The following is a 23,522-nucleotide window of genomic DNA, read 5'->3' on the forward strand; positions in this document are numbered from 1 at the left end:
CGGTCGGCCCGCCGCCGGCGGCGTCAGAACTTGATGCCGCTGATCATGCCCGCGACGCTGGAGGTGAGGTTGCGCAGGGTCGGCTCGAAGGAGGAGCTCGACAGATAGAAGCCGAGGAGCATGCACACCACGGCGTGGCCCGCCTTCAGACTCGACTTGCGGATCAGAAGGAAGACGATGATCGCCAGCAGCACCACGGCGGAGATCGAGAGTGCCACGGCGTGTCACCTCCAGTGTCGAATGTCCCCAACGACGACGTTCCGGTGAGTGCATACCCACCGAGCGCTACGGATCATAGCCATTCCGGGTGACACATCGATCGACATTCGGCAGCACAAGGGGCGCACGCCGCGCATGAGATGGGGGCACATGCCGGCGTGCGCCCCTCGCGGGCGAAGGGCCGGTCGGGGCGGAACGCGCACGTCCTCGCCGGTACGACCGGCCCGCGGTCCCCACACGACCGCTGCGCCCCAGCGTGCACCCACCGGATTTCGGATCCGCGTCGCCCAAGTTGCCCCGGGATCAACGGACCTGACGGATTCTCGACCGCACACGTCCCGCACGCGCCCCGCACGCGGCCCACGCCCGGCCCGCGCCCGATCCGCGCCCGGCCCCCGGCCGGTGACACCCCCCGCCGGCGCGCACGCCCGGCGCACGGGTCGGGTCCCACCGCGTTCGGGCCCTCCGACCCTGGCCAATGGCGGGCGACGGGGGACCTCCGACGCCTCCTGCGGACGGCCGATGGCCAGAAGTATGAGGAGCGTAGGCCCACAGCCCCGTTTGAGAGCGAACCCCCCATGGAAGTCCTCAAGGTCATTCTCGAAGCCGCCATCGTGCTCGGCGCCATCGGTCTGGGGGTGCGCACCGGCGGTATCGGACTCGGCCTCTGGGGCGCCTTCGGCACCGCGCTCCTGGTCTTCGGCTTCGGGATGTCCCCCGGTTCCCCGCCGGTCGCCGCGTTCTTCATCATCATCGCCGTGATCTCGGCCTCCGCCGCGATGCAGGCCGCGGGCGGCATCGACTACCTGGTGCGGATCGCGTCCCGGATCATCCGGAAGCGGCCCGGGCAGATCACCTACGTGGCGCCGCTGGTCAGCTTCCTGTTCACGGTCGGCTCCGGCACCTCGAACATCTTCTTCGCGCTGATGCCGGTCATCTACGAGACCGCGCACAAGAACGGCGTCCGCCCCGAGCGCCCGCTGACCGCCTCCACCATCGCCTCCGGCCTCGGCATCACCGCCAGCCCGGTCTCCGCCGCGATGGCCGCGTACCTCACCCTGCTGCCCGGGGACTTCACGCTCGCGAAGATCCTCATGATCACCGTGCCCTCCGGCATCCTCGCGATCATCGCCGTCTCCGTGGTCCAGTCCCGGATCGGCAAGGAGCTCAAGGACGACCCCGAGTTCCAGCGCCGGGTCGCCGAGGGCCTCGTGGAGCCCATCCCCACCCGCGCCGAGCGCGGGCAGGAGACCGCGGAGGCCCCGCTGCCCGCCGGCGCGGCCCGCAGCGCCTGGGTCTTCGGCACCGCCGTCGTCGTCGTGGTCCTCATGGGCCTCTTCGACGCGCTGCGCCCGATCGTCACCGTCAAGGACAAGGCCGCCCCGCTGGACATGTCCACCGTGATCCAGCTCGTGATGTTCACGGTCGCGCTGATCATCGTGGTGTGGAACAAGGTCGAGCCCGCCAAGGTGGTGCGCCAGCCGCTGATGACCGCCGGTCTGGTCGCCGCGATCGCCCTGTTCGGCATCGCGTGGATGGCCGACACCTTCATCGCCGGCAACCAGACCACCCTGATCGACCCGCTCACCGCGCTGATCAAGGACCACCCGTACCTGGTCGCCGTCGGCTTCTTCCTCGTCGTCGGTCTCACCACCAGCCAGTCCGCCGCGACCCGCACCATCGCCCCGATCGGTCTGGCCGCGCTCAGCCCGGCCACCGTCACCGCGATGTGGACCTCCCTCACCGGTGTCTGGCTGTTCCCGGCCAACGGCTCCCAGATCGCCGCCGTGGAGATGGACAAGACCGGCACCACCAAGCTCGGGCGCGCCGTGGTCTACCACTCGTTCACCATCCCGATGGTGGTCTCGTGGCTGGTCTCCGTGGGCGTCGGCCTCGGCATCGCCTCGCTGATGTGAGCCCCGGCCGGCCCCGGGCCCCGCGCCCGGCGGCCGGCCCGCCCGACCCCCACCGCCCGCCACCCCGCAGAACGGGAGCGACACCATGACCACCACCCCCGTGACCGACCTCGCCGCCCGGGTCGAGGCCCTGATGCCCGAGGTGCTCGACGAGCTGGCGACCCTGGTCGCCCTGCCCTCCGTGGCCTTCCCCGGCTTCCCCGCCGACCCGGTCCTGAAGGCCGCCGAGGCCACCGCCGAACTGCTGCGCCGCAGCGGCGCCCCGAACGCGCGCCTGCTGGAGATCCCCGACGGCTACCCGGCCGTGTTCGCCGAGGTGCCCGGACCGGCCGACGCCCCGACCGTGCTGCTGTACGCGCACTACGACGTGCAGCCCGCCCCGCTCGAACAGGGCTGGACCTCCGACCCGTGGACGGCCACCGCCAAGGAGGACGGCCGGGTCTACGGGCGCGGCATCGCCGACGACAAGGGCGGCATCGTGATGCACGCCGCCACCCTGCGGGCCTTCGAGGGCCGGCCGCCGGTCAACCTGAAGATCCTGATCGAGGGCGAGGAGGAGACCGTCAGCCACCTCGGGCCCTTCGTGACCGCGAACCCCGGGCTGTTCTCGTGCGACGCCTTCGTCATCGCCGACGTGGGCAACCTGCGGGTCGGCGAGCCGGCCCTGACCACCGGACTGCGCGGCACCGCCGTGTGCGACGTCCGCGTGGACACCCTGGCCGATCCGGTGCACTCCGGGGTGCTCGGCGGACCGGTGCCGGACGCGCTGCTGGCGCTGACCCGGATCCTGGGCAGCCTGCACGACGAGCGCGGGAACGTGGCCGTGCCCGGGCTGACCGGCTCCGAGTGGGTGGGCCCGCACATGGACGCGGCGGACCTGCGGGCCAGTGCCGGGGTGTTGGACGGGGTGGACCTGGTCGGTTCGCACTCCCCCGCCTCGCACCTGTGGTCGCGGGCCTCGGTCAGCGTGCTGGGCATGGACGTGCCGAGCATCGCCGAGGCCGCGAACGTGCTGCTGCCGACGGCCGCCGCCCGCGTCTCCATGCGGGTCCCGCCGGGCGCCGACCCGGCGGCCGAGCTGGAGGTGCTGATGGCGCACCTGCGCGCCGCCGCGCCGTGGGGCGCCCGGGTGGAGGTCACGCCGATCAAGGCCGGGCTGCCGTTCGCGGTGGACGTGACGCACCCGTACTTCGAGGCCGCGCGGGCCGCGCTGACCGCCGCCTTCGGCAAGCCGGCCGGGGCGATCGGCGCGGGCGGGGCGATCGGGCTGGTCGCCACCCTCCAGTCCGTCTCCCCCGAGGCCGCCGTGATCCTGTGGGGCCCGGAGGACGTGGCCCAGGCCCGGATCCACTCCGCCGACGAGTCCCTGGACCCGGCGGAACTGGAGCGGATGATCCTGGCCCAGTCCCTGATGCTGGCCGGCCTGGCGGACACCGACCGCTGACCGTCCGCCCCCGACCGCCGATGCGACGGCCCGGCCCCCCGCTCAGGGGGTCGGGCCGTCCGGCGTGGTGCCCACCACCTGCTTCTCGGAGGCGAAGTGACAGGCCGAGGGGTGCGCGGAGGGGTGCTCGGGGTCGGCGCGCAGCCACCCGGGCACGGCGAGCAGCGGCTCCTCCTGCGCGCACCGGTTCTCCGCCTTCCAGCAGCGGGTGCGGAAGCGACAACCGGAGGGCGGATTGGCGGGCGAGGGCACGTCGCCGGAGAGGATGATCCGCTCGCGCCGGCTGCGGGCCTCCGGATCGGGCACGGGCACCGCCGACAGCAGGGCCTGGGTGTAGGGGTGGGTGGGGTGGTCGTAGATCTCGGTGTCCGTGCCCACCTCGACCATCTTGCCGAGGTACATCACCCCGACCCGGTCGGAGATGTGCCGGACGATGGACAGGTCGTGGGCGATGAACACGTAGCTGAGGTCGAACTCGTCCTGGAGCTTCTCCAGCAGGTTCACCACCTGCGCCTGCACCGACACGTCGAGCGCGGACACCGGCTCGTCGGCCACGATGATCTCGGGCCGCAGGGCGAGGCCGCGGGCGATGCCGATGCGCTGGCGCTGGCCGCCGGAGAACTGGTGCGGGTAGCGGTTGATGTACTCCGGGTTCAGCCCGACCACGTCGAGGAGTTCGCGCACCTTGCGGCGCCGGTCGCCCTTGGGGGCCACCTCGGGGTGGATCTCGTACGGTTCGCCGATGATGTCGCCGACCGTCATCCGCGGGTTCAGCGAGGTGTACGGGTCCTGGAAGACCATCTGGATGTTGCGGCGGACCGCCTTGAGGGCGCGCGGGGAGAGCCCGGCGATGTCCTCGCCCTTGTAGCGGATGGTGCCGGAGGTGGGGCGTTCGAGGTTGACGAGGAGTTTGGCGACGGTGGACTTGCCGCAGCCGGACTCCCCCACGATGCCCAGGGTCTCGCCGGCGCCGAGTTCGAAGGAGACCCCGTCCACCGCGCGGACCGCGCCGACCTGCCGTTTGAAGAGGATGCCCTGGGTCAGCGGGAAGTGCTTGACGAGGTCCCGGACCTCCAGGATGGGCTCAGCCATCGAGGGTCTCCCTCCAGTAGAAGCAGGCGCTGGTGCGCTCGGGGGCGACCTCGGCGAGCGGCGGCACGTCGGTGCGGCAGTTGTCCCGGGCCATCGGGCAGCGCGGGTTGAAGGCGCAGCCGGGCGGGATGTTCATGAGGTTGGGCGGCAGGCCCTTGATCGCGTACAGCTCCCGGCCCTTCTGGTCCAGGCGCGGGATCGATTCGAGCAGCCCCTTGGTGTAGGGGTGGGCGGGCCTCTTGTAGATCTCGTGCACGGGCGCGGACTCCACGATCCGGCCCGCGTACATGACGGCGATCTCGTCGGCCACGTCGGCGACGACCCCGAGGTCGTGGGTGATGAGGATCAGGCCCATGGAGAGTTCGCGCTGGAGTTCCGAGAGCAGGTCCATGACCTGGGCCTGCACGGTGACGTCGAGGGCGGTGGTGGGCTCGTCGGCGATGATCAGCGAGGGCTCCAGGGCCAGCGCCATGGCGATCATGATGCGCTGGCGCATGCCGCCGGAGAACTGGTGCGGGTAGTCCCCGACGCGCTGTTTCGCGGCCGGGATCTTGACCCGGTCCATGAGCTCGACGGCCTTGGCGCGGGCGTCCTTGCGGGACATGCCCCGGTGCACCTCGAACATCTCGCCGAGCTGGGCGCCGACGGAGAGCACGGGGTTGAGGGAGGACAGGGCGTCCTGGAAGATCATGGCCATCTCGGCGCCGCGGATCCGGCGCCGTTCCTCCTCCTTCATGGTGAGGAGGTTGCGGCCCTTGAAGAGGATCTCGCCGCCGGTGATCTTCCCGGGGGGCATGTCGAGGATGCCCATGACGGCCTGGGCGGTGACGGACTTGCCGGAGCCGGACTCGCCGAGCACGGCCAGGGTGCGGCCCTCGTCCACGGCGTAGCTGACCCCGTTGACGGCGCGGGCCACCCCGTCCCGGGTGCGGAACTCCACGTGCAGGTCGCGTACTTCGAGCAGCATGGCGGCGGGGCTCCTCAGCGCAGTTTGGGGTCGAGGGCGTCACGGACGGCGTCGCCGAGCATGATGAACGCGAGCACGGTGAGGCTGAGCGCGCCGGCCGGCCACAGCAGCATGTGCGGGGCGTTGCGGATCTGCGGGGCGGCGTTGGAGATGTCGATGCCCCAGGAGACGGTGGGCGGGCGCAGGCCGACGCCGAGGAAGGACAGCGTGGCCTCCAGGGCGATGTAGGTGCCGAGCGCGATGGTGGCGACGACGATCACCGGGGCGATCGCGTTGGGGGCCACGTGCCGCAGCAGCATGCGGCCGTTGCCGGCGCCGAGCGCGCGGGCGGCCTGCACGTAGTCGTTCTGTTTGGCGGTGATGACCGAGCCGCGGGCGATGCGGGCGATCTGGGGCCAGCCGAGCAGGACGATGAAGCCGACCACGGGCCAGACGGTGCTGCTGGTGACCACGGAGAGGAAGACCAGGCCGCCGAGGACCACCGGGATGCCGAAGAAGATGTCGGCCAGTCGGGACAGCAGCGCGTCCCACCAGCCGCCGAAGAAGCCCGCGAGGCCGCCGAGGAGGGAGCCGAGGAGGGCGGCGCCGGCGGTGGCGCAGACGCCGACGGTGATGGAGGCGCGGGCGCCGTGCACGGTGCGGGTGTAGACGTCGCAGCCCTGGGTGTCGAAGCCGAAGGGGTGGCCGGGTTCGGGGCCCTCCTGGGACTTGGCGAGGTCGCAGCGCAGCGGGTCGCCGCCCGCGATGAGCTGGGGCCAGATCGCGATGACCACGAGGAAGAGGATGAGGAGGGCGGAGACGAGGAAGACCGGGTTGCGGCGCAGCTGGTGCCAGGCGTCCGACCACAGGGAGCGGACGGGCTCGGGGCCGGTGCCGGGGCCGGGGGGCTGTTCCAGCGACTCGGCCTCCTGGAGGGCGAGGTCCATGGCGCCGCCCTGGCCGGTGGGGGCCATGGCCTCGCCCGGTCGCGGGCCGACGGGGTCGTAGCCGTGGCCGCCGGTGGGGTCGCCCGGTTCACGGGGTTGCTGGGGCTCAGGCATACCGGATCCTCGGGTCCAGGACCGCGTACAGCAGGTCGACGAGCAGGTTCGCCAGCAGGAAGACGATGACGAGGATGGTGACGAAGCCGACCACGGTGGGGGCGTTGTTGCGCAGGATGCCCTGGTAGAGCTGGTAGCCGACGCCGTGGATGTTGAAGATCCGCTCGGTGACGATGGCGCCGCCCATGAGGGCGCCGATGTCGGTGCCGATGAAGGTGACCACGGGGATCAGCGAGTTGCGCAGCAGGTGCCGGGTGATGACGCGGCGTCGGGGCAGGCCCTTGGCAACGGCGGTGCGCACGTAGTCGGCCTTGACGTTCTCGGCGATGGAGGTGCGGGTCAGCCGGGTCACGTAGGCCAGTGAGACCAGGGCCAGGACCACGCCGGGCAGGATCAGTTCGTCGAAGGGGGCGTCGGTGGAGACGGTGGGCCGCACCCAGCCCCATTTCACGCCCAGCACGAACTGGAGCAGGTAGCCGGTGACGAAGGTGGGGACCGAGATCACCACCAGGGTGAGCACCAGCAGGGTGGTGTCGACGGCCTTGCCCCGGCGCAGGCCGCTGATCACGCCGAAGGTGATGCCGACGAGCACCTCGATGCAGATGGCGACGATGGTCAGGCGCAGGGTGACGGGGAAGGCCGTGGACATCAGGCTGGTGACCTTCTGTCCGTTGAAGGCCGTCCCGAAGTCGCCCTGGAAGATCTGCCCCATGTAGTGCAGGTACTGCTTCCACAGGGGCTGGTCGAGATAGAGCTCCTTGCGGATGCGGGCGGCGGTGGCCGGGTCGGGGGCCTTGTCCCCGAAGAGGGCCGCGACGGGGTCGCCGAGCGCGTACACCATGAAGAAGATCAGGAAGGTGCTGCCGATGAACACCGGGATCATCTGGAGCAGCCGCCGGATCACATAACGTCCCATTCCACGCTCCGGGGTGGCGTCGGAGCCGCGTCCCCCGCGCGGGCGGGGGACGCGGCCGGGGGCCGGACGGTCAGCCGGCGACCTTGATGCGGTCGTAGACGGGCACGCTGAACTGGTTCAGGGCCACGTCGGAGAGGCGCTCGGAGAAGCCGGCGCTGCCGTTCTGGTACCAGAGCGGGAGGGCGGGCATCTGGGTGGCGAGGACCTTCTCGGCGTCCTGGAACTTGGCGACGGCCTTGGCGGTGTCGCTCTCGCGGTTGGCCTCGTCGACGAGCTTGTCGAACTCGGGGTTGCTGAACTTGCCGTAGTTCGAGGAGGCGCCGGTGTAGTACAGGGGCTCCAGGAAGTTCTGGATCAGCGGGTAGTCGGCCTGCCAGCCGGACCGGAAGGGGCCGGTCAGCTTGTAGCCGGAGAGCTGGTTCTTGAAGTCGGCGAAGGTGCCGATCGGGTTGACGGTGCAGACCGGGCCCTTGCCGAGGGCGTTGTTGACGCTGTTGCAGACGGCGTCGAGCCAGGTGCGGTGGGAGCCGGTGTCCACGTTGGAGGTGAGCGTGAGCTTGCCGCCGGGCAGGCCGCCGCCCTCCTCGATGAGCTTCTTCGCCGCGGCCGGGTCGTACACGCACGCCTCGCCGCACATGTCCTTGTAGCCGCCCTTGTCGCCGAGGGCCGCCGAGGTCCAGTCCTTCGCGGGGGTGCGGGTGTCCTGGTAGATCTTCTTGGTGATCTCCTCGCGGTTGATCGCGCGGGAGATGCCCTGACGGACCTTCTCCATGCCCGGCTTGTTCCAGTTCGCGTCGTAGAGCGGGAACACCAGGGTCTGGAGGATGAGGGCGGGCTGGTTGATGTACCGGTCGCCGAGGTCGTTCTTGACGTTCTTGAGCTGCTGGGCGGGCACGTCGTCGACGAGGTCGAGGTTGCCCGACATCAGGTCCGTGTAGGCGGTGTTGTTGTCGGTGTAGACCTTCAGGTCCACGCCGCCGTTGAGGGCCTTGTCGGGGCCGGTGTAGCCGTCCCAGCGGCGCAGCTGCATCGCGGTGCCCTTGGTGTAGGACTCGACCGTGTAGGGGCCGTTGCCGACGGGCTTGTCCAGCCAGGCCGCGTGGTCGGTGAAGAAGACCTTGGGCAGCGGGGAGTACGCCTGGTAGCCGAGGGTGTCGGGCCAGGTGGAGAACTTCTCCTTGAGGGCGACGGTGAAGGTCCGGGCGTCCTTGACCACGAGCCCGGACATGGTCTTGGACTTGGGTTCGCCGGAGGCCGGGTGCACGTCCTCGTAGCCGACGATGTCGGAGAAGAACGGCGAGTTGTTCTGCTTGTTGCGCACGTCGGCGCCGTAGTTCCACGCGTCCACGAAGGACTGGGCGGTGACCGGCTCGTCGTTGGAGAACTTCCAGCCCTCCTTGAGGGTGACGGTGAAGTTCTGCTGGTCGGTGCTCTCGATCTTCTCGGCCACCATGTCCTGGGCCGCGCCGGTCTTCGCGTCGTACCGCTTCAGGCCCCGGAAGATCATGTCGAGGACCTTGCCGCCCTGCACCTCGTTGGTGTTCGCGGGCTCGACCGGGTTCTGCGGGTCGCCCCAGGAGGAGGAGATGATCCCGGAGCCGTCGCCGGAACCGCCGTCCGAGCCGCCGCCGCAGGCCGTGGCCGTCAGGGCGACGGCGACCGCGCAGGCGATCCATTTGCCGTGCGTGGCTCCGCGCATCGAGTGCCTCCTGATTGGTACCTGGACTCCACCGGTCACTGGAGACTCAATGTCACCCGCTGTCCCGGTCCATGCACCTCGGAGACGGCCGAACGGGGCATGTCACCCGTTCGGGGGGCGCGCCGGGGGTCACGGCGTCAACGGCAGCTCCCAGGTGTCCACCGCGTGGTGGACGCGCATCCCGACCCGTTCGTAGAGGCCGACGGCCCCGGTGCTGTTCTCGGTGTCCACGTCGAGCCCGACGCTGCCCCGGCCGCGCGCGGCGAGCGCGGCGAAGGCGTGCCGCAGCAGCAGCGTGCCCAGGCCCCGGCCGCGTTCCCCGGCCCGCACCCCGAGGTTGTCGATCCAGCCCATGGCGGCGCGGTCGTCGCGGGCCACGAGCACCCCGAGGTCGGGGCCGCCGGGCCGGGCGACCAGCCAGACCAGGGACCAGTCGAGGTCGTGGGCGTCGTGGGCGTCGAGCCAGCGCTCGAAGGAGCGGGGGCGGTGCCCGAAGTGGTCGGCGAAGGTCTCCTCCACCAGGGCGTGGGCGCGGCGCGGGTCCTCGGGGTCGCCGGCGCAGTGCCGCAGTCGCGGGGCGTCGGCGGGGCCGGGCGGGGCGGGTGCGGGGGGCAGGTCGCGGGCGGGGTCGAGGGCGCGGACCATGGCCTGGTGCCGGCGGACGGGGCGCCAGCCGCGCAGCGCGAGGTGGCCGGGGTCGAAGGTGGTGCGGGCGCCCTGGCGCAGCCGGACCCGGGCGCCGGGCAGGGCGCGGGCGCGGGTGCGGGCGCGGTGTTCGAGGGCGGTGAGCAGGCGCAGGCCGAGTTCGGGGCGGCCGGGCAGGACGTAGTGGTCGGCGTCGAGTCGGTCGGGGGCGCCGTCGGGGCGCAGCAGGGCCCAGCCGACGGGGCGTCCGGAGTCGAGGGCGAGCCAGGAGTCGAGGGCGAGGTCGGTGCCGGGGTGGTTGAGGTCGGCGGTGACGGTCGCGGGGTCGGTGGCGGGCCGGCCGGTCTCCAGGAGGTCGACGCGGTTGAGGAGGGCGCAGATGTCCCGGGCGTCGCCGGGCCCGGCCGGGCGTACGGTCAGCATCGGCCCACTCTCGGGGCCGGCCGGGGTGGGGCGCAACGGGGTACGGGGATCGGGTCCGGGTGCGCGGGGGTGTGCGGGGGCGCCGGACGCGGCGCCGCCCGCCCCCGGGAGCGGGTGCTCCGGGGGCGGGCGGCGTCGGGGTCCGGGCTCAGACGGCGAGGACGGACTTCTCCTCGGCGAAGTGGCAGGCCGATTCGTGGGCGGCCTTGCCGGTGGTGCCGGCGAACCGGGTGGGGATCGCGAGCAGCGGCTCCTCCGTGGCGCACTTCTCCTCGGCCTTCCAGCAGCGGGTGCGGAAGCGGCAGCCGGAGGGCGGGTTGGCGGGCGAGGGCACGTCGCCGGTGAGGATGATGCGGTCGCGGTTCTCGCGGGCCAGCGGGTCCGGGACCGGGACGGCCGACAGCAGCGCCTGGGTGTAGGGGTGCGTCGGGTGGTCGTAGATCTCGGTGTCCGTGCCGATCTCGGCCATCTTGCCCAGGTACATGACGCCGACGCGGTCGGAGATGTGCCGGACGATGGAGAGGTCGTGCGCGATGAAGACGTAGCTCAGTTCGAACTCGTCCTGGAGCTTCTCCATCAGGTTGATGACCTGCGCCTGCACCGACACGTCGAGCGCGGAGACCGGCTCGTCGCAGATGATGATCTCGGGCTGGAGCGCGAGGCCGCGGGCGATGCCGATGCGCTGGCGCTGGCCGCCGGAGAACTGGTGCGGGTAGCGGTTGATGTACTCCGGGTTGAGGCCGACGACCTCGAGGAGTTCCTGCACCTTGCGGCGCCGGTCGCCCTTGGGGGCCACCTCGGGGTGGATCTCGTAGGGCTCGCCGATGATGTCGCCGACCGTCATGCGCGGGTTCAGCGAGGTGTACGGGTCCTGGAAGACCATCTGGATGTTGCGGCGGACCGCCTTGAGGGCGTTGCCGGACAGCTTGGTGATGTCCTGGCCCTTGTAGAAGATCTCGCCGGCGGTGGCCCGCTCCAGGTTCATCAGCAGCTTGGCGACGGTGGACTTGCCACAGCCGGACTCGCCGACGATGCCGAGGGTCTCGCCCTTGTAGAGCTCGAAGGAGATCCCGTCGACGGCCTTGACGGCGCCGACCTGCTTCTTGAACAGGATGCCCTGGGTCAGCGGGAAGTGCTTGACCAGGTTGCGGACCTCGAGGATGGGCTCGCGGGTGGTGGACTCAGCCATGGAGCGTCTCCTTCCAGAAGTGGCACGCGCTGCCGCGGCCCGGCAGCTCCGTGCCGTCCTGCTCGGTCACCTGGTGCAGCGCGGGGACCTCCGTGCGGCAGATGTCCTGGGCCTTGGGGCAGCGCGGGTTGAAGGCGCAGCCCGGCGGGATGTTGAGCAGGTTGGGCGGCAGGCCCTTGATCGCGTAGAGCTCCTGGCCCTTCTGGTCCAGGCGCGGGATCGAGTCGAGCAGGCCGCGGGTGTAGGGGTGGGCGGGGCGCGCGTAGATCTCGTGGACCGGCGCGTCCTCCACGATCCGACCGCCGTACATGACGGCGATCTTGTCCGCGACGTCGGCGACGACGCCGAGGTCGTGGGTGATCAGGATCAGGCCCATGTTCATCTCGCGCTGGAGGTCCGCGAGCAGGTCCATGACCTGGGCCTGGACGGTCACGTCGAGCGCGGTGGTCGGCTCGTCCGCGATGATCAGGTCCGGTTCCAGGGCCATCGCCATGGCGATCATGATGCGCTGGCGCATGCCGCCGGAGAACTGGTGCGGGTAGTCCCCGACCCGGGCCTTGGCGGCGGGGATCTTCACGCGGTCCATGAGCTCGATGGCCTTGGCCGTCGAGTCCTTCTTGGACATGCCGCGGTGGACCCGGAACATCTCGCCGAGCTGGGCGCCGACGGTGTGCACCGGGTTGAGGGAGGACAGGGCGTCCTGGAAGATCATGGCGATCTTCTGGCCGCGCACCTTGCGGTACTCCTCGGCGGGCAGCTTCAGCAGGTCGGTGCCCTGGAAGAGGATCTCGCCCTTGGGGATGCGGCCGGGGGGCATGTCGAGGATGCCCATGATGGCCTGCGCGGTGACGGACTTGCCGGAGCCGGACTCGCCGAGCACGGCCAGGGTCTCGCCGGCGTTCACCGAGTAGGAGACGCCGTTGACGGCCTTGGCCACGCCGTCGCGGGTGTGGAACTCCACGTGCAGGTCGCGGACTTCGAGCAGGGGCGTCTCCGGGGAGTCGCCCGAGCGCGGGGCCGGGACGTTCGAGGTCTTGTCGATGATGGTCAACGTACGCCCTTCCTCAGCGCAGCTTCGGGTCGAGGGCGTCGCGGACCGCGTCGCCGACCATGATGAACGCGAGCACCGTGATGCTCAGCGCGGCGGCCGGGAACAGCAGCACGTGGGGGGCCTGGAGGAAGCGCACCGAGGCGTCGCTGATCATCAGACCCCACGAGATCTCCGGCGGCTGGACGCCCACGCCGAGGTAGGACAGCGCGGCCTCGGCCGAGATGTACACGCCCAGGCTGATCGCGCCGACCACGATGACGGGGGCGACGGCGTTCGGGAGGATGTGCCGCATGGTGATGCGCAGGGTGCCGGCGCCGAGGGCGCGGGCGGCGACGACGTAGTCGTTGTTCTTGTTCTGCAGCACCGAGGACCGCATGATGCGGAAGATCTGCGGCCAGCCGAGAGTGGCGAGCACCACGGACACGGTCCAGGCGTTGCCCTTGCCGAGGCCGGACATGATCAGCATGCCGCCGAGCATCAGCGGGATGGCGAAGAAGATCTCGGTGAAGCGGGACAGGGCGCTGTCGACGAAGCCGCCGGCCCAGCCGGCGAGCAGGCCGAGGAGGCCGCCGACGACCAGGACGAGCACCGTGGTGACGACACCGACGATGACCGAGTTGCGGGTGGCCCAGATGGTGCGGATGTAGACGTCGCAGCCCTGGATGTCGTACCCGAACCAGTGGTCGGCGCTCGGCTTCTTCAGGGAGTCCGCCAGGTTGCAGGCGCCCGGGGTGAACGGGCTGCCGCTGGTGAACAGCTGCGGCACGGCCGAGAGCACCAGCATGACCAGCACCAGGAAGGCGCCGATCAGGAAGACGGGGTTGCGGCGCAGGTCCTGGAGGGCGTCGGACCACAGGGAGGCGGCCCGCTCCTTCTTCGGCTTCGCGGCCGCGCCGTCGCCCGCCGGGGCGGGCTCGGTGGTCTGGGTCTTGGTCAACTCGTCCCCCACCGTATTCGTGTCACGCATAGCGGATCCTCGGGTCGAGCACGGCGTAGAGCAGGTCAACGATCAGGTTGGCGAGCAGGTAGACGAGGATCAGCAGCGTCACGATGCCGACGATCACCGTCCCCTCCTTCCGGTACACCGACTCGGCGAGCTGGCCGCCGATGCCCTGGATGTTGAAGATCTTCTCCGTGATGACCGCGCCGCCCATGAGGGAGCCGAGGTCGGCGCCGAGGAAGGTGACGATCGGGATCAGCGCGTTGCGCAGCGCGTGGCGCGTGACGACGCGGCGGCGGGGCAGGCCCTTGGCCACGGCGGTGCGGACGTAGTCGGCCCGCATCGTCTCCATGAGGCTCGTGCGGGTCAGGCGTGCGACGTAGGCCAGGGAGGCGGAGGCGAGGACGAAGGCCGGCAGCAGGTAGGACCGCAGGCCCAGTTCCTCCTTGAAGGAGACCGGGAAGAAGTCGATGCCGAAGCTGTTGTTGAGCTGCACGCCGAGCACGAGCTGGAGCACGAAGCCGGTGACGAAGACCGGGATCGAGATGACCATCAGCGTCGAGATCAGCACGAGCTGGTCGATGAACTTGCCGCGGCGCAGGGCGGCCATGATGCCCGCCAGGATGCCGACGGACGCCTCGATGACGAAGGCCACCAGGGCGAGGTTCACCGTGTAGGGGAACGCGTCGGTGATCATGTCCCAGACCGAGCGGCCGGTGAGGGTCTCACCGAAGTCGCCCTGGAACAGGTTGGTCATGTAGTGCCAGTACTGGGCGAGGAAGGACTCGTCCAGGTGGTACTTGGCACGGAGCATCTCCGCGACGAGCGGGTCGGCCCGTCGTTCGCCGGCCAGTGCCTGGATCGGGTCACCGGGCAGTTTGAACGACAGCCAGTAGATGAGGAACGTGGCACCGATCAGAACAGGGATCGCCTGTATGAGTCGGCGGATGAGGTAGCGGCCCATCAGACCTCCAGCGATGAACAGGGGACAGGGCGGGCAGGCGGAAACCTGATTCCGCCTGCCCGCCCCCTGGTGCCCCTTGGTGAAGAAGGACTAGTTGAGTTCGACGTTGGCCAGGTCCATGCGGCCCTGGGCGTCGACCTCGACGTTCTTCACCGACTTCGAGTAGGCCGAGGAGGACATGTAGGTGAAGACCGGGATGTACGGAAGGTCCTTGATGATGATGTCATCGGCCTTCTGGTACAGCTCCAGACCCTTCTTCGGGTCGGCGGCCTCGTCGGCCTCCTTCATGGTCTTCTCGAACTCCTCGTTGACGTAGCCGCCGTAGTTGGAGCCGTTCTCGATCGCGACCTTGGAGAAGAGCGGGCGCAGGTAGTTCTCGGCCGCCGGGTAGTCCATGGACCACGCCATGCGGAAGCCGCCCTTGTACTTCTTGTCGCCGAGGTCGGTCAGCAGGTCGCCGAACTTGGCGAACGGCTTGGCGGTGACGTCGACGCCGAGGTTCGTCTTCAGCTGGTTCGCGACGGCCTCGATCCACTCCTTGTGGCCGCCGTCGGCGTTGTAGCCGAGCTCGATCTTGTTGTCCGGCACGCCGCCGGCCTGGGTCCACAGCTCCTTGGCCTTGCCCGGGTTGTACGTGCCGGACTCGCCGAGCGCGCCCTTGCGGTAGCCGGGGACGATCGGGCTGATGAAGTCGTCGGCCGGCTTGCGGGTGCCGTTGAAGATGGTCTTCGTGATGGCGTCCCGGTCGATGGCCATGGAGATCGCCTTGCGGATCTCCGGCTTGCCGAATGCCTCGGGGTTGGTGGCGATCGGGAAGCCGATGTAGCCGACGGCCGACTCGGGCTTGTAGATGTAGCGGTCGCCGAACTCCGCCGACACGGTGGCCATCGCGGAGACCGGGAGCTTGTCCGTGATCTGGATGGCGTCGGTGCGCAGGTCGTTGTACGCGGTGTCGAGCGAGTCGTAGATCTTGAAGGTGACGCCCGCCAGCTTCGCGCGGCCCTCGGCCGGGTAGTTGTCGTAGCGCTTGACCTTGATCTGCTTGTTGTGCTCCCAGGCGCCGTCCATCTGGAAGGGGCCGTTGCCGATCGGCTTCTCGCCGAACGCCTTCGGGTCGGCCTCGAAGGCCTTGGGGAGCGGGTAGAAGGCGTTGTAGCCCAGCATGGTCTTGAACTGGGAGAACGGCGCCTTCAGGGTGACGGTGAAGGTCTTCTCGTCGACGACCTTCAGGCCCTTGAGCTCCTTGGCGGTGGGCTTCTTGTCCTTGCCCGGGGCCAGCTCGTCGGAGCCGTCGATCTTGCTGAAGAAGGGCATCGCCTCGGCGGCGTTGTCCTGGTTGGCGCCCCAGTTCCAGGCGCGGACGAACGACTGCGCGTCGACCTTCTCGCCGTTGTGGAAGGTGTAGCCGTCCTTGAGCTTGATCGTCCAGACCTTCGAGTCGGGCGACTCGATGGACTCGGCGACCGCGAGCTTGGGCTCGTTGGTCTTGTTGTCGTAGTCGACCAGACCGGTGAAGAGGGCGTTGAGAACCTCGGCACCCTCGGACTCGGCCGTGTTCTGGCCCACCAGGCCGTGCTGGGGCTCGCCGAGCTGGACGGTGATGCTGCCACCGCCGGCCGGCTTCTCCTTGTTGTCCTTGCTGGTGCTGCAAGCGGTCGCGGCCAGGGCCACGACGACGGCACCGGCGACCCACTTGGCGCTCGTTGCTCCGCGCATGGGTTTTTGCCTCCTCAAGAGTCACTGTCGATACGTGAATGTCCCGGCCGTTCGCTGACACCCCTGACAGCGGTGGACCGGTCCGTTCGTGTGTGCTCGTGAGTCGGCGCTCCCCACAGCGCGTGACCCATTGACCCGAGCTAATGGAGCAATCCTCAGGGACGTTCAAGCCGTAAACCACACTTGGGTGGTCTCGTTTTCACAACATCAATCTCGGCCGGAAAACCGAAATCCGGACAAAGGGAACAGAGACAGACACCCGCGAAACGGACTGTCAGCACACCTTTCGGAGTGTGACGATCGGATTCCGGACGTTTGGGGGTCAACCGAACGACCAAATCCACTTGACAAAAGTGAACCGGCCCCACCCCGTGTGACCCGCGAGTACGGTGTCGAGTTCTTGCGGAAGCGATCGTCGCACGCCCCCCTCGCCGGCCGCGTCACTTCCCTCGAATCCCCCCGCAGGAGGCCGCGAAACGCCCGGAAACGCCGAACGGCGCCGACACACGAGGTGTCGACGCCGTTCGGGGCGACGGGCGGCCGGACGCGCGGTCCGGCCCCGCGTCAGCGCTTGGAGCGCGAGGCGGTGCGGGCGCGGTCCTTCTGGTCCAGGACGACCTTGCGGATGCGCACGGCCTCCGGGGTGACCTCGACGCACTCGTCGTCGCGGCAGAACTCCAGGGACTGCTCCAGCGACAGCTTGCGCGGCGGGACGATCGCCTCGAAGGAGTCGGCGGAGGAGGAGCGCATGTTGGTGAGCTTCTTCTCCTTGGTGATGTTCACGTCCATGTCGTCGGCGCGCGAGTTCTCGCCGACGATCATGCCCTCGTACACCTCGGTGCCGGGGTCGGTGAACAGCACGCCGCGCTCCTGGAGGTTCGTCATCGCGAACGCGGTGACGGCGCCGGAGCGGTCGGCGACCAGGGAGCCGTTGTTGCGGGTCTGGAGCTGGCCGAACCACGGCTCGTGGCCCTCGTGGATCGAGTGCGCGATGCCGGTGCCGCGGGTCTGGGTCAGGAACTCGGTGCGGAACCCGATCAGGCCGCGCGAGGGCACGACGAACTCCATGCGGACCCAGCCGGAGCCGTGGTTGGACATGTTGTCCATGCGGCCCTTGCGGACGCCCATGAGCTGGGTGACGGCGCCCATGTGCTCCTCGGGCACGTCGATGGTCATGCGCTCGACGGGCTCGTGGGTCTTGCCGTCGACCTCGCGGGTGACGACCTGCGGCTTGCCGATGGTCAGCTCGAAGCCCTCGCGGCGCATCTGCTCGACCAGGATGGCCAGCGCCAGCTCACCGCGGCCCTGCACCTCCCAGGCGTCGGGGCGCTCGGTGTCGAGCACGCGGAGCGAGACGTTGCCGATGAGCTCGCGGTCGAGGCGGTCCTTGACCTGGCGCGCGGTGACCTTGCGGTCCTTCACGACGGCCTTGGCGTCGGCGCCCTTGCCGGTGGCGCCGCGGCCGACCATCGGGGAGGTGTTGGTGCCGATGACCATGGAGATGGCCGGCTCGTCCACCGTGATCAGCGGCAGCGCGATCGGGTTCTCGGGGTCGGCCAGGGTCTCGCCGATCATGATCTCGGGGATGCCGGCGACGGCGCAGATGTCACCGGGGCCCGCGACCTCGGCCGGCTTGCGGGTGAGCGCCTCGGTCATCATCAGCTCGGTGATGCGGACGTTGGCGATCGAGCCGTCGCGCTTGATCCACGCGACCGTCTGGCCCTTGCGCAGCTCGCCCTGCTCGACGCGGAGCAGCGCGATGCGGCCGAGGAAGTTGTCGGCGTCGAGGTTGGTGACGTGCGCCTGGAGCGGCGCCTCCTCCTCGTACGTCGGGGCCGGCACGTGGGCCAGGATGGTGGAGAAGAACGGCTCCAGGTTCTCGCTGTCGGCGGGGACGGTGCCGTCCTCCGGCTTGGTCAGCGAGGCGATGCCGTCACGGCCGCAGGCGTAGACGATCGGGAACTCGATCTGGTCCTCGTCCGCGTCGAGGTCCAGGAAGAGGTCGTAGGTCTCGTTGACGACCTCGTCGATCCGGGAGTCCGGACGGTCGGTCTTGTTGATGCAGAGGATGACGGGCATCCGGGCCTGCAGGGCCTTGCGGAGCACGAAGCGGGTCTGCGGCAGCGGACCCTCGGACGCGTCCACCAGCAGGACGACCGCGTCCACCATCGACAGACCGCGCTCGACCTCGCCACCGAAGTCGGCGTGGCCGGGGGTGTCGATGATGTTGATCGTGATGGGCGCCCCGCCGTCCTTGGGGTGGTACTTCACCGCCGTGTTCTTGGCGAGGATCGTGATGCCCTTCTCACGCTCCAGGTCGTTCGAGTCCATCATGCGGTCGTCGAGATGCTGGTGGGCGGCGAAGGCACCGGCCTGCTTGAGCATGGCGTCGACGATGGTCGTCTTGCCGTGGTCGACGTGGGCGACGATGGCGACGTTACGAATATCGTGGCGCGTGGGCATACTTCGGCGCTTCTCCCAGATCGTGGATGGCATCGCGTACGGTCCGGCACGCGCGCTCGACCGGGCGGAAAACCTGCCACGGCCTTACCCCATCGTACGCGGCATGACGGGAACCGGCCGCCCGGGGGCTGTCAAGAGGGCGTACGGACCGTGTTCCGGCAGGTCGCGGATCACCGACGGGGGGCGGCGCACGACGGTGGGCGCCTGGTGGGGCACCCGCGCGGGGTCCGGGGTCGAAAGGGTCCGGACCAGGGGTTTCGGTCGTCTCGGGGACGGCCTCGGGTCAAGGGTCGCGCGGGGCTTTCGCTTTCTGTGGGTGCTACGACCTTGCCCGCCGGGACACCCGGCGGGCAAGGGACTTGAGCCGATTCTGAGCTTGTCGTCACATCGGCGGTCGCCCGCCCGCCCCGAGCCGTTCGCCGGGGCGGGCGGAGGAATTCACCGGTTCTTCTCCCCCTTCGCCCCCGCCGCCCCGGCCTTCTTCCAGCCGATGTCCTGGTAGCGGGGGGTGCCCAGGCCGAAGGCGCCCGCGTTGACGACCCCGGAGCGGGCCGCCACCAGCTCGGGCCGCTGGAACAGGGGCACGGAGCCGGCCGCCGCCCAGATCCGGGCGTCCGCCTTGCGCATCAGCTCCCGGCCGCGCTCGGGGTCGAGCTCGCCGAGGGCCTCGTCGAAGAGCTGGTCGATCTGGTCGGTGCCGACCCGGGTGTAGTTCTGCTCCACCACGAGGGAGCCCTCGGGGCCGGGCTCGGGCTTGGCGAAGATCGGCCGGGCGTCGGTGGCGGGCCAGGCCGTGGCGGGCCAGGCGTACAGGGCCAGGTCGTACTGGCCGGAGGCGATGTGGTCCTTGAAGAACGAGGCGTCGGAGACCTTGATCATCTCGGTGTGCACGCCCACCTCCAGCAGGGCCTTGGAGATCCGCTCGCCGACCGCGCGCAGCGATTCCGAGCCGGGGCCCGAGGGGAGCACGAAGCGCAGGGTCAGCGCCTTGCCGTCCTTGGCGAGCAGGGCGCCGGAGGTCTGCACCGCGGGCTTGCGGCCGGCGGGGGCGGGGGCCGGGCTGGCCTTGGCGTCGCTCTCCCCGGCCTCCTCCTCGCCCGCCTTGGCGTCGTCCTCCCCGCCGGCGCGGGCCGCCGCCTCGATCTGGGCGATCAGGGAGTGCGCGCGGGCGTCGGCGGGGTCGGCCGGGGTGCGCGGGACGGCGCCCTCGGGCAGCTCGCGGGTGCCGGCGGGGGCCTTGCCGTCGTCGCCGTTGGCGTTGTCGTCGCCGACGATGTACAGCCCGTCGTTGCCGGTGCCGTCCCCGGAGCGGGGCCGGCCGGCGGCGGGGCTGCGGCCGTCGTCCTGCGGGGCGCCGGCGGCGGGGGCGCCCGCCTCGGCCTCGGCCCGGCCCTTGAGCGGCTCGGTCAGCCGGCCGCCGCGCCGCCAGCCCGCGTCGGTGAGGAGGGCCTGGGCGGCCTGGAGGTCGGTGCCGCCGAGGGTCTCGCTGTTGTCGACGTAGGCGTTCTGCCCGGCGAGCGCGAGGTGGTTGCCGAGCGGCTTGGCGGGCAGGCCGAGCGGGCGCAGCACGAGGTCGGCGAGGTCCTGGCGGTTCAGGGAGCGGGCCAGGGCGCGGCGGACCCGTTCGTCGGCGAGGGGGCCGGAGGCGCCGTTGAGGGCGAGCTGGGTCCAGGCCGGTTCCAGGGACTTGCGGACGGTGAAACGGTTCAGCGCCTTCTGCTGGTCGGCGTAGGCGCGGATCGCCGTGGTCCGCTGGGCGCGGATCGCGCGCTCCTCCTCGGCGGCCTCCTCGTCCTCGCCGAAGGCGCGGGCCCAGGAGGCGATCGCGGCGGCCGCGGTGAACTCGGCGGCGGGGCCGTGGGCGGGCGGGCCGGCGGCGGGGCCCTGTTCGGCGTCCCGGTGGGCCAGGGCGATCCGGGCGGTGCCGGCGCGGTCGATCTCGGCGAGGTCCACCTTCCCGGAGGCGAGGGCGGCGGGGCGTTCGGCGCGCGGCACGGCGGTCAGCACGAGGCGTTCGAGCTTGGCCGTGGCCCCCCACCAGCGGGGGTTGCGGACCAGGGTGATCGTGCCGTTCTTCTTGTCCACCGGGCCGAGGCCGAAGGGGCCGGCGGTGGCCTTGAGGCCGGTTCGGGCCCCCTCGTTGAACGCGGCCGGGTCGGCCGTGACCTGGCGCGGGTAGAGGGGGCTGAACAGGGACTGCCAGTCGGCGTAGGGGCGGGCGAAGGTGACCTTGACCTCCAGGTCGGTCTTGCCCTTCTCGATCTTCTCGATCCGGTCGTAGCCGGCGTTGCGGGCGGTCCAGAACGCGGAGTCCTTGCCGCTGAGCGCGCGCCACTGGGCGAGGAAGTCGGAGGCGCCGATCTCGCGCCCGTCGCTCCAGACGGCCTGCTGGTGCAGCTTGTAGAGCACGACCTGCTTGGGTTCGCGCTCGACGATCTCGGCCTTCTCCAGGTAGTCGGGGTTGGCGACCGGGCGGCCCCTGTCGTCGAGGGTGAACAGGTGCGGCAGCACGGCGCCGGCGACACGGGTGGTGGTGGCGTCGGCATCGGCCTGGAAGGCGTTGAAGGTGCCGGGCAGATCGTCCACGGCCCACTTCAGGGTCCCGCCGTCCGCCACCCGGTCCCGGGTGGTGGCGGCGATGTCCGGGCCGGCGGCCGCCGGGCCGCCCTCGTCGTCGGCCGCGCAGCCGGACAGCAGCGGCAGCGCGAGCACGCCCGAGGTGAGGAGGGCCAAGGAGCGGCGGGTGCGCCGACGCTGGGACATGGGGGTACCTCCGAGGCGACAGACAGGGGTCACGTGCGCCCGGCTGCGGTGCGTTCATCACACCGCAGGCCGGTCACGTGCTCACTGAAAAGGACGGCGCGCGCCCCCTCGCGCACCCCGACGCCGCCACGCCGCCAAGCCCACCCGTGTAGACCAGTGCCCGGGTCCCGGATGGGCCTCGCGTCCGGGTGCGAGAGGAGGAAAGGGCTCATATCGTCCGAAATGTGACCCCGCGCCTCTCCGCTCGTGTCCGCGACCTCCCGCCCGGCCCGCACCCCGACCGGCCCCCGGGGGCCGCCGGACGCCCCGGGACCGCCGCGCCGCCCCCGGACCCCCCGCCCGCCCGGGCCGCCGTGCGCCGGGCCCGGGCGGTGGCCCTGCCGGCGCGGGCGGCCGCCGCGACGGCCCTGGCGGCCGGGCTGCTGCTGCCGGCGACGGCGTGGGCCGCGCCCGGACCGGGCCCCGCGGCGCCGACGGCGGCCGCCGGGGAGGACACGCGGGGGGCCGGGGACTTCGTGCTGCCGGTGATCGCGGTCGGCGCGGCGGGCGCGCTCACCCTGTACGCGCTGAACCGACGCCGCCGGGGACCGGACGGCACGCCGCGCGCACAGGGCACCACCGGGCACGGCGAGGCGTGGACCACGAACCGCCCCGCCCTGCCCGAACTCGACGCGCGGGCCGGCGCCCTGCTGGTCGGCACCGACGACGCCGTGCGCACCAGCGCGGAGGAACTCGGTGTCCTCGTGGCCGCGTTCGGCGAGGAGCGGGCCCGCCCGTTCACGGAGGCGCTGGAGCACGCGCGGGGCGAGCTGGACCACGCGTTCCGGCTGCGCCGGCAGCTCGACGACGCCCACCCGCGGGACGAGGCGACGCGGCGCCGGATGCTGGACGAGATCGTGGCCCGCTGCGCGGAGGCGAACCGTCGACTGGACGCCGAGGCCGGGGACTTCGACCGCTTGCGGGCCCTGGAGAAGAACGCGCCGGCGGCCTTGGCCGAGGTGCGGACCCGGTACGCGGGCCTGGCGGGGCGGGTGATGACCGCGCAGGCCACCGTGACGGCCCTGCGGGAGCGGTACGCGGACTCCGCCTCCGATCCGGTGGCCGCCTTCCCGGCGCGCGCCGAGGAGCGCGCGGCCTTCGCGGAGACCGAACTCGCGGAGGCGGAGCGGTCCGTGGCGGCGTTGGAACGGGCCCGGGCGGCGGTCCGGATCCGGGCCGCCGAGGGGGCCGTGGACCAGGCCGCCGACCTGGTGGACGCGGTGGAGCGGCGGGCCCGGGAGATCGCGGCGGCGGCCGGGCTGCTCGACGGGGCGCTGATCGGGACCGAGGCCGACCTCGCCGAAGCGCGCGGCCTGTCCGCCGGCGCGCCGCCCGGGGCCGATCCGCGCGATCCGGTCGGGCGGGCCGAGGCGATCCTGGCGCGGGTGCGGGAGGGCCTGACGGCCGGTCGGCACGATCCGATCGACTCGCTGCGCCGGGTGGCGGAGGCGGACGCGGCCCTGGACGCCGTCCTGGCCGGGGCCGGGGCCGGGGAGCGGGAGGGCGGCGACCGGCGGGAGGCGCGACGGCCGGCGCAGGCGCTGGCGACGGCGCGCGGCGCGATCGACGCGGCCGAGGTCTCCGTCACGACCACGCGCGGGGCGGTGGGTCCGAGGGCCCGGACCCTGCTCGCGGAGGCCCGCCGGCACCTGGCCCGGGCCGAGGCGGCCGCCGCCGGCGATCCGACGGGGGCCCTGGGCGAGGCGTGGCGGGCCGACGCTCTGGCCCGGGAGGCGGGGGCCGAGGCGGAGCGGGACCTGCGGGCCTGGCACGACCCCTTCGACACCACCATGGGCGGGCGGGGCCGGGGCTCCGGCGGCCTGGGCGGGGCGGTGCTCGGCGGGATCGTCCTCGACGCCTCCCGCGACGAGCGGGGCGGGCACGGCGGTTTCGGGGCCGGGGACCTCGGCGGCTCGGGCCGGCCGCCCGGGTCCTTCGGCGGCAGCGGCACCCGGGGCCGGTTGGGCGACGGCGGCCGCTTCTGACGGCCCGGGACGGCTCCCCCGGCCGGCCCGACGGTGGTCGGGGGGGCCGTC

17 protein-coding genes are annotated in these 23,522 nt (G+C 71.4%); 3 read left to right on the top strand and 14 right to left on the bottom strand.

The window, feature by feature from the left end; translation table 11 throughout:
• Positions 1–23: 23 nt before the first annotated feature.
• On the bottom strand, positions 24–218 hold the full coding sequence (locus tag ACN20G_RS07660; protein ID WP_424211972.1) for a hypothetical protein: 195 nt from the start codon (positions 216–218) through the stop codon (positions 24–26).
• A gap of 579 nt (positions 219–797) precedes the next feature.
• Here ACN20G_RS07660 and ACN20G_RS07665 point away from each other — a divergent pair.
• Together ACN20G_RS07665 and ACN20G_RS07670 are read left to right on the top strand one after the other, a co-directional pair.
• The gene (locus tag ACN20G_RS07665; RefSeq protein ID WP_424211973.1) at positions 798–2,135 is read left to right on the top strand and encodes an anaerobic C4-dicarboxylate transporter family protein; all 1,338 of its coding nucleotides are present in this window, start codon (positions 798–800) and stop codon (positions 2,133–2,135) included.
• An 85-nt stretch (positions 2,136–2,220) separates the two neighbouring features.
• Positions 2,221–3,579 (top strand): M20/M25/M40 family metallo-hydrolase, encoded by a 1,359-nt coding sequence (locus ACN20G_RS07670; protein ID WP_424211974.1) that lies wholly within the window; start codon positions 2,221–2,223, stop codon positions 3,577–3,579.
• A gap of 42 nt (positions 3,580–3,621) precedes the next feature.
• Here ACN20G_RS07670 and ACN20G_RS07675 read toward each other — a convergent pair whose 3' ends face one another.
• From ACN20G_RS07675 to ACN20G_RS07735, 13 genes are all read right to left on the bottom strand, one after another.
• On the bottom strand, positions 3,622–4,671 hold the full coding sequence (locus ACN20G_RS07675) for an ABC transporter ATP-binding protein (RefSeq protein WP_424211975.1): 1,050 nt from the start codon (positions 4,669–4,671) through the stop codon (positions 3,622–3,624).
• Positions 4,664–5,638: an ABC transporter ATP-binding protein gene (locus ACN20G_RS07680; protein ID WP_424211976.1), complete on the bottom strand. Its 975-nt coding sequence runs from the start codon at positions 5,636–5,638 to the stop codon at positions 4,664–4,666. The genes ACN20G_RS07675 and ACN20G_RS07680 overlap by 8 nt, the downstream gene beginning before the upstream one ends.
• A 14-nt stretch (positions 5,639–5,652) precedes the next feature.
• The gene (locus ACN20G_RS07685; protein ID WP_424211977.1) at positions 5,653–6,678 is read right to left on the bottom strand and encodes an ABC transporter permease; all 1,026 of its coding nucleotides are present in this window, start codon (positions 6,676–6,678) and stop codon (positions 5,653–5,655) included.
• On the bottom strand, positions 6,671–7,594 hold the full coding sequence (locus ACN20G_RS07690) for an ABC transporter permease (RefSeq protein WP_424211978.1): 924 nt from the start codon (positions 7,592–7,594) through the stop codon (positions 6,671–6,673). Before ACN20G_RS07690 ends, ACN20G_RS07685 begins: the two co-directional genes overlap by 8 nt.
• Positions 7,595–7,664: 70 nt before the next feature.
• Positions 7,665–9,293 carry a peptide ABC transporter substrate-binding protein gene (locus ACN20G_RS07695; protein WP_424211979.1) on the bottom strand — a complete coding sequence of 543 codons (1,629 nt, stop codon included), beginning with the start codon at positions 9,291–9,293 and terminating at the stop codon, positions 7,665–7,667.
• 129 nt (positions 9,294–9,422) lie between these two features.
• The gene (locus ACN20G_RS07700) at positions 9,423–10,361 is read right to left on the bottom strand and encodes a GNAT family N-acetyltransferase (RefSeq protein ID WP_424211980.1); all 939 of its coding nucleotides are present in this window, start codon (positions 10,359–10,361) and stop codon (positions 9,423–9,425) included.
• Positions 10,362–10,509: 148 nt separating this feature from the next.
• Positions 10,510–11,550, bottom strand: coding sequence for an ABC transporter ATP-binding protein (locus ACN20G_RS07705; protein WP_424211981.1), 1,041 nt, complete (start codon positions 11,548–11,550; stop codon positions 10,510–10,512).
• The gene (locus ACN20G_RS07710) at positions 11,543–12,601 is read right to left on the bottom strand and encodes an ABC transporter ATP-binding protein (RefSeq protein WP_424211982.1); all 1,059 of its coding nucleotides are present in this window, start codon (positions 12,599–12,601) and stop codon (positions 11,543–11,545) included. The genes ACN20G_RS07705 and ACN20G_RS07710 overlap by 8 nt, the downstream gene beginning before the upstream one ends.
• Before the next feature lie 13 nt (positions 12,602–12,614).
• Positions 12,615–13,568 (bottom strand): ABC transporter permease, encoded by a 954-nt coding sequence (locus ACN20G_RS07715; protein ID WP_424211983.1) that lies wholly within the window; start codon positions 13,566–13,568, stop codon positions 12,615–12,617.
• Positions 13,561–14,505 carry an ABC transporter permease gene (locus tag ACN20G_RS07720; protein ID WP_424211984.1) on the bottom strand — a complete coding sequence of 315 codons (945 nt, stop codon included), beginning with the start codon at positions 14,503–14,505 and terminating at the stop codon, positions 13,561–13,563. The genes ACN20G_RS07715 and ACN20G_RS07720 overlap by 8 nt, the downstream gene beginning before the upstream one ends.
• A 90-nt stretch (positions 14,506–14,595) precedes the next feature.
• Positions 14,596–16,221 (bottom strand): peptide ABC transporter substrate-binding protein, encoded by a 1,626-nt coding sequence (locus tag ACN20G_RS07725; RefSeq protein ID WP_424211985.1) that lies wholly within the window; start codon positions 16,219–16,221, stop codon positions 14,596–14,598.
• Between the two features lie 564 nt (positions 16,222–16,785).
• On the bottom strand, positions 16,786–18,684 hold the full coding sequence (gene typA / locus ACN20G_RS07730; protein WP_424211986.1) for a translational GTPase TypA: 1,899 nt from the start codon (positions 18,682–18,684) through the stop codon (positions 16,786–16,788).
• A gap of 438 nt (positions 18,685–19,122) precedes the next feature.
• Complete coding sequence (locus tag ACN20G_RS07735) at positions 19,123–21,447, bottom strand: ABC transporter family substrate-binding protein (RefSeq protein ID WP_424211987.1); 2,325 nt, start codon at positions 21,445–21,447, stop codon at positions 19,123–19,125.
• 224 nt (positions 21,448–21,671) lie between these two features.
• Here ACN20G_RS07735 and ACN20G_RS07740 point away from each other — a divergent pair, with 224 nt between their 5' ends.
• Complete coding sequence (locus ACN20G_RS07740) at positions 21,672–23,471, top strand: TPM domain-containing protein (protein ID WP_424211988.1); 1,800 nt, start codon at positions 21,672–21,674, stop codon at positions 23,469–23,471.
• The last annotated feature ends 51 nt before the right edge of the window (positions 23,472–23,522 follow it).

This window comes from Streptomyces dryopteridis (assembly GCF_049606955.1).
Taxonomy (GTDB): Bacteria; Actinomycetota; Actinomycetes; order Streptomycetales; family Streptomycetaceae; genus Streptomyces.